Origin of the sequence: Vibrio sp. TBV020 (genome assembly GCF_046056895.1) — a bacterium.
Taxonomy (GTDB): Bacteria; Pseudomonadota; Gammaproteobacteria; order Enterobacterales; family Vibrionaceae; genus Vibrio.
Map to the genome: position 1 here is coordinate 14,781 of NZ_JBEEAQ010000003.1, position 17,265 is coordinate 32,045.

Annotated in this window: 19 protein-coding genes; 5 read left to right on the forward strand and 14 right to left on the reverse strand. The window is 43.4% G+C overall.

Annotated features, from left to right (window positions below):
• The first annotated feature begins 192 nt into the window (after positions 1 to 192).
• Entirely contained in the window at positions 193 to 2,634 is a 2,442-nt protein-coding gene (plsB, locus tag AAFX28_RS07920) for a glycerol-3-phosphate 1-O-acyltransferase PlsB (RefSeq protein WP_408690841.1), read from the forward strand.
• A gap of 54 nt (positions 2,635 to 2,688) precedes the next feature.
• On the opposite strand, the gene ubiA is transcribed toward plsB, so the two are convergent.
• A complete protein-coding gene (ubiA, locus tag AAFX28_RS07925) occupies positions 2,689 to 3,543 on the reverse strand; it encodes a 4-hydroxybenzoate octaprenyltransferase (RefSeq protein WP_408686977.1) in 855 nt (284 codons plus the stop codon).
• Positions 3,544 to 4,083, reverse strand: coding sequence for a chorismate lyase (locus AAFX28_RS07930; RefSeq protein WP_408686978.1), 540 nt, complete (start codon positions 4,081 to 4,083; stop codon positions 3,544 to 3,546).
• 165 nt (positions 4,084 to 4,248) lie between these two features.
• On the opposite strand from AAFX28_RS07930, the gene AAFX28_RS07935 reads away from it, so the two are divergent.
• Positions 4,249 to 4,656, forward strand: a complete 408-nt coding sequence (locus AAFX28_RS07935; RefSeq protein WP_408686979.1) for a flagellar basal body-associated protein FliL — start codon at positions 4,249 to 4,251, stop codon at positions 4,654 to 4,656.
• 53 nt (positions 4,657 to 4,709) lie between these two features.
• Here AAFX28_RS07935 and glpG read toward each other — a convergent pair whose 3' ends face one another.
• The 6 genes from glpG to ftsY all read right to left on the reverse strand — a co-directional run bounded on the left by glpG (position 4,710) and on the right by ftsY (position 10,248).
• Positions 4,710 to 5,546: a rhomboid family intramembrane serine protease GlpG gene (gene glpG / locus AAFX28_RS07940; RefSeq protein ID WP_408686980.1), complete on the reverse strand. Its 837-nt coding sequence runs from the start codon at positions 5,544 to 5,546 to the stop codon at positions 4,710 to 4,712.
• 4 nt (positions 5,547 to 5,550) lie between these two features.
• Positions 5,551 to 5,877, reverse strand: a complete 327-nt coding sequence (gene glpE, locus AAFX28_RS07945; RefSeq protein ID WP_408686981.1) for a thiosulfate sulfurtransferase GlpE — start codon at positions 5,875 to 5,877, stop codon at positions 5,551 to 5,553.
• A gap of 411 nt (positions 5,878 to 6,288) precedes the next feature.
• A complete protein-coding gene (gene rpoH, locus AAFX28_RS07950) occupies positions 6,289 to 7,146 on the reverse strand; it encodes an RNA polymerase sigma factor RpoH (RefSeq protein ID WP_408686982.1) in 858 nt (285 codons plus the stop codon).
• A 182-nt stretch (positions 7,147 to 7,328) separates the two neighbouring features.
• Positions 7,329 to 8,297: a permease-like cell division protein FtsX gene (gene ftsX / locus AAFX28_RS07955; protein WP_408686983.1), complete on the reverse strand. Its 969-nt coding sequence runs from the start codon at positions 8,295 to 8,297 to the stop codon at positions 7,329 to 7,331.
• Entirely contained in the window at positions 8,287 to 8,961 is a 675-nt protein-coding gene (gene ftsE, locus AAFX28_RS07960) for a cell division ATP-binding protein FtsE (protein WP_408686984.1), read from the reverse strand. Before ftsE ends, ftsX begins: the two co-directional genes overlap by 11 nt.
• Positions 8,962 to 9,015: 54 nt before the next feature.
• Positions 9,016 to 10,248, reverse strand: coding sequence for a signal recognition particle-docking protein FtsY (gene ftsY / locus AAFX28_RS07965; RefSeq protein ID WP_408686985.1), 1,233 nt, complete (start codon positions 10,246 to 10,248; stop codon positions 9,016 to 9,018).
• A gap of 209 nt (positions 10,249 to 10,457) precedes the next feature.
• Between ftsY and rsmD the strand changes: the two genes are divergently transcribed.
• Positions 10,458 to 11,057 (forward strand): 16S rRNA (guanine(966)-N(2))-methyltransferase RsmD, encoded by a 600-nt coding sequence (gene rsmD, locus AAFX28_RS07970; protein ID WP_408690842.1) that lies wholly within the window; start codon positions 10,458 to 10,460, stop codon positions 11,055 to 11,057.
• Between the two features lie 13 nt (positions 11,058 to 11,070).
• The gene (locus tag AAFX28_RS07975) at positions 11,071 to 11,337 is read left to right on the forward strand and encodes a DUF1145 domain-containing protein (protein ID WP_408686986.1); all 267 of its coding nucleotides are present in this window, start codon (positions 11,071 to 11,073) and stop codon (positions 11,335 to 11,337) included.
• Between the two features lie 34 nt (positions 11,338 to 11,371).
• On the opposite strand, the gene AAFX28_RS07980 is transcribed toward AAFX28_RS07975, so the two are convergent.
• The 4 genes from AAFX28_RS07980 to AAFX28_RS07995 all read right to left on the reverse strand — a co-directional run bounded on the left by AAFX28_RS07980 (position 11,372) and on the right by AAFX28_RS07995 (position 14,291).
• Entirely contained in the window at positions 11,372 to 11,956 is a 585-nt protein-coding gene (locus AAFX28_RS07980) for a YhgN family NAAT transporter (protein ID WP_053441660.1), read from the reverse strand.
• 130 nt (positions 11,957 to 12,086) lie between these two features.
• Positions 12,087 to 12,323, reverse strand: a complete 237-nt coding sequence (locus AAFX28_RS07985) for a YecH family metal-binding protein (protein ID WP_408686987.1) — start codon at positions 12,321 to 12,323, stop codon at positions 12,087 to 12,089.
• A gap of 62 nt (positions 12,324 to 12,385) precedes the next feature.
• Positions 12,386 to 13,009, reverse strand: a complete 624-nt coding sequence (locus tag AAFX28_RS07990; protein WP_408686988.1) for a lysoplasmalogenase — start codon at positions 13,007 to 13,009, stop codon at positions 12,386 to 12,388.
• Positions 13,010 to 13,925: 916 nt separating this feature from the next.
• The gene (locus tag AAFX28_RS07995; protein ID WP_408686989.1) at positions 13,926 to 14,291 is read right to left on the reverse strand and encodes a DUF4145 domain-containing protein; all 366 of its coding nucleotides are present in this window, start codon (positions 14,289 to 14,291) and stop codon (positions 13,926 to 13,928) included.
• A gap of 264 nt (positions 14,292 to 14,555) precedes the next feature.
• Between AAFX28_RS07995 and AAFX28_RS08000 the strand changes: the two genes are divergently transcribed.
• Positions 14,556 to 14,885, forward strand: coding sequence for a DUF2500 domain-containing protein (locus tag AAFX28_RS08000; protein WP_408686990.1), 330 nt, complete (start codon positions 14,556 to 14,558; stop codon positions 14,883 to 14,885).
• On the opposite strand, the gene AAFX28_RS08005 is transcribed toward AAFX28_RS08000, so the two are convergent.
• Together AAFX28_RS08005 and arsJ are read right to left on the reverse strand one after the other, a co-directional pair.
• Positions 14,882 to 15,895: an acyltransferase gene (locus AAFX28_RS08005; protein ID WP_408686991.1), complete on the reverse strand. Its 1,014-nt coding sequence runs from the start codon at positions 15,893 to 15,895 to the stop codon at positions 14,882 to 14,884. The two genes, AAFX28_RS08000 and AAFX28_RS08005, sit on opposite strands and share 4 nt — an antisense overlap.
• Positions 15,896 to 15,994: 99 nt before the next feature.
• Positions 15,995 to 17,215 carry an organoarsenical effux MFS transporter ArsJ gene (arsJ, locus tag AAFX28_RS08010; protein WP_408686992.1) on the reverse strand — a complete coding sequence of 407 codons (1,221 nt, stop codon included), beginning with the start codon at positions 17,213 to 17,215 and terminating at the stop codon, positions 15,995 to 15,997.
• Positions 17,216 to 17,265: the final 50 nt, after the last annotated feature.

A 17,265-nucleotide genomic window follows, 5' to 3' on the forward strand; every position in this document is an offset into this window, starting at 1 on the left:
TATCTTATTTAGCAAACCGCCCATCTAGAACAAAAATTGATGTTTTCATAATCAATAATAAGTAAAAGGTTCGACCAGTTTCTGTTATCCTTGCCGGCTATAAAAATACCCGCTTGGGTGCATTCCCACTTCTATAGTTAAAGAAATGGAAATACGCTTATGCAAAACATCTATTTCGAGGCTAAGAACCTTATGTCTTCTGGACGAATGTTATCGCGTTCCCTACTAAAACTGCCAATGTCAGTACTAGTGAAAGGAACCACAATTCCTTCAAACCCTATTGAAGATCATAGCATTGATATAAACAAGCCTATTATCTACGCTTTGCCATATCGCTCGGATGTGGACTTGCTCGCTCTGCAAGCTCAAGTCAGCAAACTAGGGCTACCAGATCCACTTGAGCCAGTGGAAATCAATGGTAAGCAATTCAACCGCTACGTTTTCACCTCTTCTCGCCAAACCGTCATGGGGAATGACCAAGACGTACCAAGCGACTCAATTACGCAATTTTCAGATCTGCTGGAACTGCACAAATTTGATTCTGAGTTGGATGTACAAGTTATCCCAACTACTGTCCTATGGGGGCGTAAGCCAGGGAAAGAGTCTCAGCAAAAGCCATACTTGCAGTCACTCAATGGGCCGCAGAAGGCTAAAGCAATGTTGCTAGCTGGTCGTGACTGTCTGGTACGTATTAGCCCTGTCGTTTCGCTGCGTTATATGGCGGACTCTCATGGTACAGATGCTTCAATTGCGCACAAACTTGCTCGCGTCGCTCGTATCCATTTCTCTCGTCAAAAACTCGCTGCATCGGGGCCTAACCTGCCGAATCGCCAAGCGCTGTTTAATCGTTTGATGAAGTCAAAAGCGATCGAGAAAGCGATTGAAGATGAAGCAAAAGCGAAAAATATCTCGATAGAAAAAGCGCGTAAAGAAGCACAAGCGATCATGGATGAGATTGCAGCGGATTTTTCTTACTCGTTGATCAAAAACGGCGAGCGTATACTTGGTTGGCTTTGGAATCGAATCTACCAAGGTTTGAATATCACCAACGCTGCGACCGTGCGTAAGCTTGCTCAAGATGGCCATGAAATTGTCTACGTACCTTGTCACCGTAGTCACATGGATTATTTACTGCTGTCTTACGTTCTTTACCGTGAAGGTATGGTACCACCGCATATCGCAGCCGGTATTAACCTTAACTTCTTTCCAGCAGGACCAATTTTCCGCCGTGGCGGTGCGTTCTTTATTCGCCGCAGCTTTAAGGGCAACAAGTTATACTCAACGATATTCCGTGAGTACTTAGCAGAGCTATTTGCGAAAGGTTACTCTGTAGAATACTTCAGTGAAGGTGGCCGCTCTCGTACCGGTCGTCTACTACAAGCGAAGACTGGTATGCTTGCTATGACTATTCAAGCAATGCTTCGTGGTCTTAACCGCCCGGTGACTCTCGTTCCTGTCTACATTGGCTACGAGCACGTCATGGAAGTTGCAACGTATGCGAAAGAGCTACGCGGAAAACGTAAAGAGAAAGAGAACGCAAGTTTAGTACTGCGCACTATTCGTAAACTACGTAACTTTGGTCAAGGCTACGTAAACTTCGGTGAGCCAATTCCTCTTAATCAATACCTTAATGAGCAAGCACCTGAATGGACGAAAGATATCGATCCTATGGGTTCAAGTAAGCCACAATGGTTAAACCCTGTGGTTAACGATCTTGCGACTAAGATGATGACTCACATCAACGATGCAGCAGCGACCAATGCTCTGACCCTCTGTGCCACGGCACTACTCGCATCCCGTCAACGTGCTTTGTCTCGTGACAGCTTAGTCAATCAAATCGACTGTTATCTTTCGATTTTGAAAAATGTCCCTTACTCATCAACCTATACTGTGCCACAAGATGATGCTGAGGCATTGGTTACGCATGCTGAGTCACTGGACAAGTTCATGCTCGAAGCCGATAGCATGGGTGATATTGTATCTCTCGATCGTAACCAATCGATTCTGATGACTTACTACCGCAACAACATTATTCACCTGCTGGCGCTACCGTCGTTGATCGCACAAATGTTGGTTCGTCACCAACAGCTATCGCTTGAACAGATCAAAGATAATGTCGCACTGATTTACCCGTTCCTTAAGCAGGAGCTGTTCTTAAGTGTGGCCGAAGAAAACCTAGGTCAGCTGACAGAATCTTACATTGAAGAGATAGCGCGCCAAGGGCTGGTAACAATCAGCAGCGATCAAAACGTTTCAATTAATCCTGCAAACAGCCAAGTATTGGTATTACTTGGTCGCACGATCACTGAAACTCTGCAACGTTACTCAATTGCGTTGAATCTACTAGTTGCTAACCCAGAGTTCGGTAAGTCTGACCTAGAGCTTAAGAGTCAAGATATTGCCCAGCGCCTAGGTCGTCTGCATGGAATTAATGCCCCAGAGTTCTTCGATAAAGGAGTGTTCTCGGCGCTATTTACTACCTTGAAGCAGCAAGCGTATCTTGATGTTGATGGTAACTGTGATACCGCTAAGAGTGAGCAGCTTGCAAATCTACTCTACTCAACGCTGTACCCTGAAGTTCGCTTGACGATAGAAGAGAGTATTCACCAAACCGCAGAAGCTAAGCAGTCATAACTAGCTTGGTCAAACTTAGGTACAAAAAAGGGCATCCAATGGATGCCCTTTCTATTACCAGAATGCGATAAACAATCCGAAGGTAACAATCATTCCAACATAGTTGTTATTGAGAAAAGCTCGGAAGCATAAGTCACGATCACGATGACGAATTAAATGCTGCTGAAAGACAAACAGCGCTCCAACCATCAACAAGCTCCAGTAATAGCTCGCACCTAACTGATACCAAGTACCGACAAACATCAGCATCGCGAGAGTGACAAGCTGCAATACACCAATCACCATTTTGTCGAAGCGGCCAAATAAAATCGCAGTCGATTTAATACCAATCTTTAGGTCATCATCTCTATCTACCATTGCATACTGGGTGTCGTAAGCAATCGTCCATAAAGCATTAATTGCAAAGATGAACCAGACCATCATCGGCACTTCACCCGATTGAGCTGCCCATGCCATTGGAATAGACCAACTAAACGCCAAGCCTAAAAACAGCTGAGGGAGATGGGTAAAGCGCTTCATAAATGGGTAAATAAAGGCAAGCACAAGACCAACAAAAGAAAGCTGAATGGTAAGCGCATTCATGCTGAGCACTAGAACAAATGAGCTAACGGCTAGAGCTAAGAATAAGCCAATTGCCTCTTTCGAACTGACGCGGCCTGACGGCAGTGGACGTAATTTAGTACGTTTGACATGCCCATCAACTTTACGATCAGCAAAGTCATTAATCACACAACCGGCTGCTCGCATAAAGATAACCCCAAGAACAAAGACAATAAGTACTTTGATATTCGGTATTCCTTCAGCAGCAATTATCAGCGCCCACAATGTCGGCCAAAGCAGCAATAAAGTACCGATGGGTTTGTCCATACGCATTAACTGCCAATACGCCACGGCCTTCTCCGAGGTCATTTACATACTCTCCTGTGTATAAATGGGGGCGGTAGGTAAAAACAACTCCGCAACTAACATCGGTTTATGGTTCATCCACAAACGTGAACGACGAGCAAGTAAGGTTTCATTATTCACTTCCACAATGCCCACCTGCAGTGCATCGCGCTTAACATCATTGGCACTAAAAACAGTGAGTCCAAGGGGGATCTCACCTTGCTGAGCAAGATCGAACTCTTGCCCTTGCATTGATGACTGAGGAATCAGCGTTCGGCCAAGAACCCAAGCCTGACCATCACCTTTAAGTACAACTTTTCGCAGTAGACAGGCTTCTTGAGCTAACAACGATACTTCTTGATCATTGAGCTTTTCTGCTTTGACAATTTTGTTATGGATTAGATCTACATTCAAAGATTGGCAGTAAGACTCCAATAAACGTGATAATGAGCCCTGTTCCAATAACCATTTTTTTGCACTTTGTGTAGGAAAGCTAAAATTATCAGGGTCTTGCCACTCAGTTTGACGCAGGGCTGATAAATAAAGCGCAGTCGATTGATTCATACTAGTATTCAATAAGTAGCTTTATCATCGTACAATAAAGCTTCGATCTCTGATGTTAACCACTACTTCGAGTGCTTAACGCATTTTCATTACAAATAGATGCTCCATTGTAACAAGACTCAGGCGATTCGAATATCGTGATTGGAAGAAAGAAAAGTTATAAATATGATTAAACGTTACCTAGCCCAAATATTTTGCGTTTTAGGCCTACTCGTCAGTTTGCCTACGTTTGCTGAAGAAGAGTCTGTACCCAAGTTAGCTTACTTCACTTTAGAGCCAGATTTAACGACCAACTTTTATACTAAAGGGAAAAAACTCGGCTACATTCAAGTTCGTATTGATATCATGGTGGCGAGTGAAGCGGACTTGCAGGTGATTGAACTGCACCAGCCATTGATTCGTGATGCGGTCATTGAGTTACTTGGCAAACAATCAGAAGATACCATTACCTCATTAGCTGGGCGGGAAGACTTGCGTAAAACACTGGTTACCCAACTCAATGAAACATTACTGCCAGAAACTGGCAAGACCATCATTGCCGACTTGCTGTTTACCAAATACTTGTATCAATAACAGTAACGACTATCTGAAACTAAAAAGCGGCGTAAATCGCCGCTTTTTGTTGTCTATCGTTTAGCATTGGCTCGGTTTGCATCGACTAAGCCAAATGCGATACCCGATAATAAACCGACTAAATGAGCAGTATTGGCAATAGCCATGAAAGGCTGCACAAAGCCAAGCACTAACCACACCAGCATAAAACCAATAATAGGCTTAGGCATACTTAGCCCAACTTGCGGCGCTTTGTAGCCAAGCATCCATAAATAACCGACTAACGCATAAACAACACCAGACAAACCACCAAAGTTCGCTCCTTCGACCCAATATTGCCCAGCGCCCGATAGTGCAGCAGAAACCAAGAATAGTTGAATCAGCTTAACGGAACCTAGCCTTTGTTCAATGTCACCACCAAGCTGCCACCACCACAGTAAGTTGAATGCCACATGCATAACAGAAAAGTGTAAGAGCGCATGACTAAACCATCTCCATAGCTGCCACTCTTGGCCAGAGAATGCAGGAAAATGTAACGCCGAGAAAATTGCATCTCCAGCCCCCAGTTGTTGTATGATAAAAATGCCAGAGCACACCAACATAACCAACAAGGTCATAGGACCAGCTTTGGCTTTGATCATCGCCAACATACTAGGTGAATGATAGGTGAAGTTATTTTTACGTGATTCTGCCATATCCCAAGAAGCCGCTTGGTATTTACTGGCACTTGGATTGGCAAGAAAGTGTTCCAACTCAGCTTGAGCTTCGACTTGATGCTGAGTATCCGTTAACCACAATGCAAACTGCCCTTCTCCCTCTGGCATCATTTGAATATCTATCTGACGTGAGGCCATGTAATCGATAAAGGCCTGAGCCATCCGAGGATTATTGAGAGAGATGAGTCTATGCATAAGGTTATCCTAGATTGGATTGTGTTGGTAATTGGGCTCTTTGCCAAGCTTCAAAGCCACCATCCACACTATACACCTGCTCAAAGCCTTGGTTAACCAAATACTGCGCAGCACCTTGACTGCTCACACCGTGGTAACACATCACCAAGACTGGCTGTTCAAACTCCACTTCATCCATAAAAGAAACCATAGTGTCGTTAGTTAGATGAAAGGCATCTTTTGCATGAGCAACGGCAAAAGATTGTGGGTCTCGGATATCGACCATTCTTGCTTCACCTTGCTCCAGTAAGCCTTGTGCGCCTTCAACATCAATATGTTTAAACTGGTCCATCAATATTCTCTTTTCAGTCTTAATTATTGAGCACTATTGTAACCTATCCAGTGGTTAACAAGTACACGGGGGGAGTAAGGTTATCCACCAGCGATCATAATTCGACCATCTGTGGATAAAACTGTGGATTGCGTTGATAAAGTGTTTTAATGATCATGGATCCACAACATATAGTGATGATCCTTATTTGATTGTGTGTAAAGAGGAAACTATCCCCATCGACAATATGCCTTGAATGCCTTTATTCACCCTGCTTTCTGACAGATAGCAAAGAAATTTATCACAGACTTACCCACAGGCTAGGTACTCCTAACTCGATCGCAATATCGTGTTTGAAATCGATTTATGATCGGCAATAAAAAAGCCGAGATCAAAAGATCTCGGCTTCATAAAATTCAAAAGGTGGGGAGCTTAAAATTCGCCAACCGCCGCTTTAAGCTTTTTCATCGCATTCTTTTCAAGCTGACGAATACGTTCAGCAGATACACTGTATGTTTCAGCAAGTTCTTGTAGCGTTGACTTATTGTCATCTAACCAACGAGAACGAACAATGTGCTGACTACGATCATCTAAGCTTTTTAGTGCTAGGCTTAGGCGATTGTTAGTATGAGCTTCCCAGTTTGCTGCTTCAACACTGTCTGCTACATCAGAAGCTTTGTCTTCTAGGTACACCATAGGTGCTGTATAAGACGTGCCGGTGTCATCATCATCCGTTGGCATCTCAAATGTAGCGTCTTGTGCCGCTAGTCGAGATTCCATTTCACGAACTTCAGATGGCTCTACACCTAGCTCGCGTGCAACCGTTTCTACTTCACCGTTATTGAACCAACCTAGACGTTTTTTAGACTTACGTAGGTTAAAGAACAATTTACGCTGCGCTTTGGTTGTTGCGATTTTCACAATACGCCAGTTGCGTAGTACGTATTCATGAATTTCAGCTTTAATCCAGTGAACAGCGAAAGAGACAAGGCGCACACCCACTTCTGGGTTAAAGCGTTTTACTGCTTTCATTAGGCCGATGTTACCTTCCTGAACAAGGTCAGCCATTGGTAGGCCATAACCTGAATAACCACGAGCAACATGCACGACAAAACGTAGGTGCGAAAGGATCAATCCTTTAGCCGCCTCAATTTCACCGTCGTAGTGCAATCTCTCTGCTAAATCACGCTCCTCTTCAGGAGTTAGCATTGGGTAGCTGTTTACCGAGCGAATGTAGCTATCTAAGCTATCTTGCGTTACAGCTGCCATTGGGTATGCTTGATTTGTCATTCAGGTCCTCATCAATCTCTGATCTGGAGTATTTTTAACCCACCAATCTTGAACCTAAAGTGAACAGGTTTCAAGCAGGGGAAAGTTATTATGCATAAACAAACTGTCTATACAAGGTAAAAGTACACGGTAGCGTGTACTTTTTTCAATAGTATGACAGCAGCATAATAAACAGGTTCAATTTAAACTGGTTCTATTTCCTTTAGATGACGCTGCGCCGAAACCTTCGCCGCAAGACAACCTAAGAAGGTACCTAGCATCAACAGCAGCAAGGACTCATCCCAGCTAAGGCCAACCAATCTAAAGCGGCTATCATACAGTAGCGCCAACTGCTCAACACTGTTGTTGAGTAAAACTGTGATTAACGCAGTCAAAACCCAAGCTATCGTCGCCCCAAGTAAACCAAACCACATCCCAGAATAGAGATAAGGACGTAAAATATAGCTGTTGGTCGCACCAATAAGCTTCATAGTTTGGATTTCTTCTTTATTCGCAAGTACGTTAAATCGCAACGTGTTACCTACTATGAGAAAGACCGAGCCAAGCATAAGCACCGATAGAGTCACGACAATACCGCCAACCAAATTCTTGATTGCATCCAGTCGAGTAAGCCAATCTTCATCTAGCCTGACATCAGTAATACCATCTTCTTGGGCCACACGCGCTGCAAGCTGTTTGATTGACGCCTTATCTTCTTTACTTGGCGTAATCACTAACACACCAGGCAAAGCATAGTCATCCAGCATTGTCAGTGCACGCTCAAAACCTGAATACTGACTGAGATCATCAAGCCCTTGCTGAGGAGAGACATATTCTACTTTAGCAACATCGGATGCACTTTCTAGCTGATCTTTCAGCACCATTACACGTGCTTCTGGAGTCTGCTCTTTTAAGTAAGCACTTACTTGCGAAGGACTTGTCACATTGGTTGAAGCAGCAGAGATGTTCTTACCCAGCAAATAGAGCGCCGACGGCATAGCAAGTGCCATCGAAATCACAGCTAACGTTAATATATTACCCATCGGACGCAACCAAAACTCACCCAGTGAGGCTTTAGCTTGCTTAAAGTGGACAGCGAAGAAACTGTCACGCTTGACTCGATTTTTCGCACGACTTGAATTGGTGTTTTTCTTGCGAGGATTAATGGCCATAGTCTTCAACCTCACTCAAGAAACCTTGATTCAACTCTAAGTGACGATATTGTGGGCGAGTATTCACTAACCCGAGATCGTGCGTCGCAAGTAAGATAGTCACACCGGCACGGTTAAATTCTTCAAATAACTTCAGTACTCGATTCGATAGCTCTGGGTCTAAGTTACCTGTTGGCTCATCCGCTAAAAGCAATGTTGGTCTATTTACGACTGCGCGGGCAATCCCAACACGCTGCTGCTCACCGCCCGATAGCTGACTTGGCAAACACTTGGCTTTATCAAGCAAGCCGGTCTTATCTAATGCAGCTGAAACTCGACGTTTAATTTCACTTTCTGAAATAGATTCGATTCGCATAGGTAATGCGACGTTATCAAAGACACTTCTGTCCATAAGTAGTCGATGGTCTTGGAAAACAATCCCGATGTTTCGACGTAAGAATGGAATGTCTTTGCTAGGGATACGAGTGATATCATGGTCATTAAAACTGATCTTTCCATCAGTTGGACGTTCAATGGCACAAATCAACTTTAGCAGCGTACTTTTCCCGGCGCCCGAATGGCCTCCGAGAAAGGCCATTTCACCTCGGCGGAGATGAAAATCAACCTTCTGTAAAGCTTGTCGACCACCTCGATACGCTTTACTCACTTGCTGAAATTTTATCACTCGAAATCCCTCTTAACTGAGTTTCTTCAATTGCTTGTTAGATTAATGACTGGGTTAATCTTCTCGACTAAATAGTGCGTCGATAAATTCTTGAGTTTCAAATGGACGTAGATCATCAATACCTTCACCGACACCAATGTAACGGATAGGGATTTGGAATTGATCCGCTAGCGCGAAGATCACACCACCTTTTGCGGTGCCGTCTAACTTAGTCAAAGTAATACCTGTCAGCGGTGCTACATCACTAAATAGTTTCGCTTGGCTGATTGCATTCTGGCCAGTACCCGCATCTAGCGTTAGCATGATTTCATGAGGTGCTGAGCCATCGACTTTTTGCATCACACGTACAATCTTGCGCAGCTCTTCCATTAAGTTTGACTTGTTCTGCAAACGACCAGCAGTATCTGCAATAACAACATCAACGCCTTTCGCCTTCGCTGATTCAATTGCATCATAAATAACAGAGGCACTGTCAGCACCGGTATGCTGAGCCACTACTGGAACATTATTACGCTCACCCCAAACTTGTAGCTGCTCTACTGCTGCTGCACGGAATGTATCACCTGCAGCCAACATCACTTTTTTACCTTCAGCTTGGAATTGCTTCGCTAGCTTACCGATCGTCGTAGTCTTACCAACACCGTTCACACCTACCATTAAAATAACGTAAGGCGCTTTGCTGCTATCAACTTCAAGTGGCTTCTCAACATTAGATAGGATCTCTGCCATCTCTTCTTTAAGCAGACCATATAATGCTTCGCCATCTTTTAGATCCTGGCGAGAAGCTTTCTCTGTCAGGTTATCAATAATTTTTAGCGTGGTATCCATACCCACATCGGCAATCAGCAGTTGCTCTTCAAGCTCTTCAAATAGCTCGTCGTCGATCTGCTTGCCTTTAAATAGACCAAAGAAACCTGCACCAATGTTTGCTTTGGTGCGCGCTAGGCTGCGTTTAAGGCGAGCAAAGAAGCTTTCTGTTGGTTTTTCTTGTTCGACAACACGAGGCTCAGTCTCTACTGGTGGAGCAACTTCTTCTTCAACTTCAACAATTACTTCTGCTTCTGCTTCTGCTTCTGCTTCTGCTTCTGCTTCTGCTTCTGCTTCTGCTTCTGCTTCTGCTTCTGCTGGCAAAGTTTTCGTTTCTTCTAATTGTTCGTCAACAGATTCAAGCGGTTGTTGCTCAGCGTCTTCCGCAGTTTGTTGTGTTTCTTCAACGGGTTGTTTCGCTTGTTCTTCATCACCAAAGCCAAGCCAAGAGAGTAATCCGCGCTTCTTTTTTTCCGTCATCTGGGGCTATCCTAGATCGTCTTAATTAAATCAGACTCTTTTCGGTAGGTATTATCACTACTTAGAAAAGACAAATGACAACAAAGTGAAAAGTTTTCACCGATAAGGCGATGGTATACACTTTGTTATCAACAAATTTGGGCTGTATGTTAGCGCTCAACAGCAGAGCGACTGGCTATAGTATCACTTTATTAGCGGTCAAAAAATCTATGGTAAGACGTCGCCAGCAAAACACATCACAAAAAAAGCCATCGACGGGCTTTGTTCGTATTATTAGCGGCTTATGGAGAGGTAGAAAACTGCCTGTTCACGACGCGGAAGGTCTAAGACCTACGACGGATCGCGTAAAAGAAACCTTATTTAACTGGATTGCTCAAGACGTGCCACGAGCAAAGTGTCTTGACCTTTTTGCAGGTTCGGGGGGCTTAGGCTTTGAAGCTGCTTCTCGACAAGCGGAAATGGTGACTCTAATTGAGCTAAACCCCCAAGCGTTTAAACAGTTGCAAACCAATATTGCGTCTTTAAAAGCAGATAATCTAAAAGCGATCAACAGTGATGCTTTAAGTTACCTAAAGCAGCCGGGGACACCTCACCATGTGGTGTTTATCGACCCTCCTTTTCGTAAAGGCCTACTCGACGAAACCATCGCTTTGTTAGAGAGTAATGGCTGGCTCGCAGAAGACGCTATGATTTATATTGAAACAGAAAAAGAGTTGGCTTTGGAAGGCATTCCGGCACACTGGCACCAGCACAGAGAAAAAACAGCCGGACAAGTTTGCTACCGACTGTTTGAACGACAACAAGACTAAATAGGAAGTCGTTATGAAAGCATTATTGTTACTCGCAAAGGCCGCGATTGGTTTTGTGTGGTTTATTTTGATTCTTAATTTCTTTAGCCCATTTCCAGGCAATGCGGCGATTGCTCTTTATATCATGGCAGCATTTTTGTTCATCATGCATGGTTTGCAGATGCTTATCTTTATCGGAGCATTTGGTGACAAGATCAGTATGAGCCGCTGGGAAAAGTGGTCCATTCTAATATTTGGTATTTTTGCGTTGCTCGATATCCGACGTAAATACATGATGTAAAAAAACGCCGCTCAACTGAGCGGCGTTTTCTGTTTTAAGCTAGGTACCCTTTCACTCCATCTAGGAACATCTGGGTAGAAATCATAATCAACAATAAGCCCATCAACCTTTCCACCGCCTTTAAGCCTCTTTCACCCAAAATTCGGTGGAAGAAGTTATAGAACATCAAAATAAAGAAGGTCGCGCCCCATGCCAGCATCACCGCGCCTGATAGCTCAAGTAACTTATCTGGATGTTGACTAGAAAGCAGCAAGATCGACGCAATAACCGAAGGACCAGCAATCATAGGAATCGCCATTGGCACAAAGAATGGTTCTTCACCTGCCGCTAAGCCAACAATGCTACCACCACTTGGGAATATCATCTTAATCGCGATAATAAATAGAATGATACCGCCTGAAATGCTCAAGGTTTCAGGTTGTACATGTAGGAAGTTAAGGATGCTTTTGCCTGCAAAAAGGAACAACAACAAAATGCCGAGGGCAAAGCAGAGTTCACGTACTAGTACTATACGACGGCGCTTAGGATCTAAATGCTTTAATATCGATAGGACGATAGGTAAATTGCCAAGCGGATCCATGATTAGAAAGATCATGGTTGCGGCGGAAAGAATGTCCATGAATTAAGCCTCCAAAGTGTTATAAATCAAGCGCGCAAAAAAGTCGGCGAAGTATAACAATCTCATCCTGTGATTTGGAGGCGTGGCAAAAATTAATCTTTGTGATTTAAAGATTAATGCGCGTTTTCAGTTAATGACTACACACTCGCTCAGCATTAATCTGCCAAATACCATCTTGAACAATCACTTTTTCACGTTCAATAAAGAACTCTAATAGCGTATCTAACGAAAAGCCATTGCACTTACAGGTACGGAAACGGGCTTGTTCACCAAATTCTTCATTCACCGCCGCTTCCAACTCAAGTTTGGACATAGGGCGCTCTCTCAACAAGTTTAGAACGTTATGGGCATGAATTTCAGTCGACATGATATTTCCTCAACAAATTGGGTCTAGTGAGGATAATCAATCAATGATTTTTTTCTTTGATTTTAGATAAGCAGAGATGCAGTTATTAGGCTGTGAGCAAGAAGGTAACTACCCGAAATCAGATAACGGCCTTGATGCAAAGGATGTTTATAGTCATGAATAGCCAGTAAGACTGCCGATAACGTCAGAGTCAGGGAACCGATAAAGCCAATCACGCTGGCAATCCCACCATTAATCAACCAGACCTCCCCTGCCGCCCAATTTAGCTGCAGTAAGACAATCCCCATGATCACGACAGGAAAAATCAGTTGGTCAATTTTAGGCAAAAGAAGGAAGAAGCTCACCACCCCAATACCTAAAAGTAATGCAGGCAACCACAAGACCATGTCACCTGAAAGTTTGAACCAGAATGATGCGCTGTAGCAAAGCTGAGCCGCCACAAAACCAGCAAAGCTTAATTTAAGGTGCTTCTTAAATAAGTAGAGTCCATCAGCCACTATTGAAATCACCAATCCTAGCGACACCCACCACGCAGCCGCATTCACTAGCGCGCCTTGGCTCCATAGCATCACTAACAGCATAAGCAGCGACATTGTTTTAAACATTGCAGCTTGCTTCACATGGTTATTTTCATTGGCGGAAATACTGATATACCCAGAAAGGGCAACCGATAGCCAGCTCCACATTCGAACACCTCAATAAAAATGAGCTGCCAGTTTAGGCAGACTTCATTAGATGTCTACTAAGAGAAAGCAAAACTTGGATCTTGATATGACTTATCTTTCGACACCCTTTTAATAAAAAGAACACCACTCCATTAATTGCATTATTGGCTGAGAGAAAAGTTTTGTAGTTTCATTCAACTGTTCCCACTAGAGATCTCAAATAAACAAAAACACCATACCAAAAACAAAACATAAAGAATAAACAAATCAAAAACAATAACTTAAACAATACTTAAACTAAAAAAATGAGATGATAAATAAAACTTTTACGGTCTAGTTTTTAACTTCACTCTGACAAAAGACCGACATTGTCAGGAAACCATCGTCAACGAAGAGTGCATTACCAAGAAAACAAAGACCCACAAGACAGAGGAGATCCAAAACACCAAAACTAAAACAAAACTATCATTAACATTATAAAAACATAGTAAACTCAAATAAAAATCAACAACTTACAAAAATACCGATGCTTATTTAGTTTAGATAATAGACAAGTTTATTTTTTATAGATCACAAACAACCCCTGAAATATCGACTAATATATTTAAGAAAACTTATATTTTTAAGGCTTAGACAACAAATCGCTTGATCAAAGCATCAAAATACTGCTATTCTAAAAAACATAGAATCAAACATCACATTAAAGGAGCAGTGCTATGATTTCTTCTTCACAAAAACAAGGACTTGTAATGATCGCAGTAGTCGTAGGCCTAATGACACTGCCGATGATGTACTAAGTCAAATTCAGAAACAAAAAGGGACGCAGATGCGTCCCTTTTTGTTTTTCCAATCATTGAAATAGTGTTTTTTGATTTAAATATCAGCGACATGTCTAGTTTTGACACAGCCACGAAAAGTGCCAGTTTTAACCTTTAGACTAGAGATGCTTTGATAAAACGTCCCAATGAGCATAATAGAATAGAAGCGCTGCTAACGTTATTAGCGTCATTAGCGTGATAGCTGCTCGCCAGACAAAGCGACTACTTCTTGGCGTGAGCTCTTTTTCACATTCATCACACGTGGTTAAGAAGTCTCTACGACTATCTAACTTGAAATCTTCTTCATGTACGACTTTATTTCGTATGGTTGCAATATATCTTAGCTTACCGATCACATCATGTGGGAGCCGCTCTTCACAGCTCGTAATAAGCTGATGCAACCCTCGGCCATCTGCATGATATTGAGTACGGAGAAGCTTCTCGATACGACGAGTGCGTGTGACCACTTTTTCAATATCTGACATAGTTTCCCTCCACTACTACTAAGTTTAGCGGTATTTGATCCTTCTACTACCTACTCTCCCACTTTTTCTTTAAGTTGCAAGAATATTTGTACTTTAGAATCAATACTTAAGCCATGGCTCCAACTTCTATCTAGCAAGATTGGTGTGATATCGCTCGAATAGTTTTTCGTCCTTGAGTATTTTCTCTACATAGCAAGACTCATACCCAGAATAGAGTCTAAAATCTCGCTATCATTAGGCTAAACCCATTTGAGGCCATCAACCATGCCTATAACGCTCTTCATCGCTGTCATTCTTTTTGCCCTTGTTAGCGGCTGGGCCTTTGTCCATTTCTACCGTAAGCATATTCAAGGCGAGAATGCTCCTGAGCAAACGGCAGAAGTGACCGTACTGGATAAACAATCCATCGACATTGATAACGCGCAGCCAGGACAAGATGACCAAGAATATTGGATTTACGTACAACGAGGCCGCCTTGGACCAAAACGAGAGTTCCAAGTCGGTGTTCACTACTTTCATGCCCTTAATCCTGGCGATCAGGGCACGCTAACTTATCAGGGTGATAAGTTTCTCCATTTTGCAATCAAGCGTTAAGGCAATAGCCAGCGAGCTTTTTCAGACTTGGACAGCATCCAACTCATCATTAACGCCCCACCACCACTTAAAACAATCCAAACAGGGATAACCCAAGCCGGGTGTCCCTGATGCCAACCAAACTCTTTCATTGGCCATAAGAAAATCGGGTGTAGGATATAAATACCCAAGCTATGTTGGCTAATGAAGCCAATGACTTTATTTGCTTGCGCAGAAAGCCCTTCCCCAAAGTAGCGACACAGCATGAATATCATGCTCGCAGCTAAAATCACATTGAGTGTCTTGTAGGATAGCCAGCGTCCCACAGTGTATTGCTCAGCGGCAACGCTATTACTTATGACCATATACGCTGTAGTAAACAGAGCTAGACCTCCTAGCGCTACAAATACCGCTACCATTGCCTTAGTTAAGGGAACGCGTTGGTAAAGAAGGTAGCCCAAAGGTAAATACCCACTGTAGAGCCAAAGTTCATGACTCCACGGACCATCGATTTTCATTAAGTACAAAAGCGAGGTAAATAACCATACAGCGACAAAAGCATAGAGCGCACTAGGTCCCGACTTTTTCACCATTATTTGAAAAAACGGGATCACAAAATAGAGCGGAATGAAGTAATAGAAAAAGCCAAGGTGGTAATAGGTAGCATGAGATGGGCTATCAGCGAGCACCTGCTGGGTTACCGATACATCATAACCACTACTTGTTACACCAGAGAGAAATGCATAAAAGAGAGACCAAACAAGAAACGGGATCAAGACTTTGCCAAGTCTCCGTTTGACATAATACTTAGCATCAAATGGTCTGTTATCACTCAACATCAAAGCGCCGGTGATCAAGATAAAGACTGGAACCGCCCAGCGGGTAACGCTATTGACCCCGACGGCCGTAGCCCATTCACCAAAAGGGATGACACCAAGTTCATGTCGGTATGGTGCAAGCACATGGATCGCGATTACGGCTACCGCTGCGACGCAGCGTAACAAATCAAAAAACAGAACCCTTTCTCTCATATCACCACCTTTAAACAATAACCTATTGAATATAGCAATAAAAAAGCTGACCGCGTTATTTACTTGGTCAGCTTTTAGTCAATAAATCATGCTACCTAGTTAGGCGATCGCGCTTTGTTTTATCTTAGGCAACTTCAAAGAAATCAAAGTAGTCAGAGTAAGGAAGCCAAACGACACCCACAAACAAGCTGCTAGTCCTGCCATCTGGAATACCCAGCCTGACAAGATCGTCCCAATCAAACGTCCCATCGCATTAGCCATATAGTAGAATCCTACGTCTAATGAGACGCCATCACCTTTGGCATAGCTAACGATTAAATAAGAGTGCAGCGAAGAGTTAACTGCAAAGATGGCACCAAACAACATTAATCCGCCAATGATGACCAGTTCCGGTTGCCAACCAATTTGAACAGCGTATGCAATACCGGCCGTAACCACAGCCAAAGCGCCCGCCCATAACAGTGCAGCATGACCATCAGGAACTTTGCCTTGAGCCTTACCAGTGATCTTAGGCGCGACACCTTGTACAAAACCATACGCTATTGTCCAAGCCGCCAAAAAGCCCCCAACCATAGAGTGATCCCAACCAAAGACGGTGCCTAGGTAGATAGGTAAAGCAATCACAAACCATACATCACGCGCACCAAACAGGAACATGCGTGCCGCAGACAAGATGTTGATTGATTCAGACTTAGAGAACAGCTGACTAAATTTAGGCTTAGTTTTCGCTTTACCCATGTCCGCTTCAAGGCTCAGTAGGCTACCGATGAAGACCAGTGTTAATACACCCGCCATCGCTAACACAGCATATTTGAAACCAATTAAAGACAGTAACAAACCACCTACGAAGAAACCTGCACCTTTGAGTGCATTTTTAGAGCCGGTAAGAATCGCAATCCACTTATAAAGAGCGCCTTGCTGCTCGTCAGGCACTAAGGTTTTGATTGAGCTTTTCGCGCTCATCTTATTCAGGTCTTTCGCAATACCCGATAGCGCCTGAGCTGCCATCACCCACGGGATCGTTAACATCGCGCTTGGCACTGCCAACATTGAGAGTGCAATGATCTGCATTGCTAGCCCTAAGTTCATGGTCTTATTCAGCCCCAGTCGCGCACCAAGCCAACCACCAATGAGGTTGGTCACGACGCCAAAGAACTCATAAAAGAGAAACAACGAAGCGATTTCTAATGAGCTATAGCCAAGGCCATGGAAGTGCAAAACCACCAGCATGCGTAACGCACCATCGGTAATCGTGAAATTCCAATAGTTGAAAGTCACCAACATATATTGGCGAACGCTTTTACTTAGGTTTGAGAACATAACATCACACCGATTAAATCAGGGAAAAGCGAAAAGGGGAGTAAATTAAG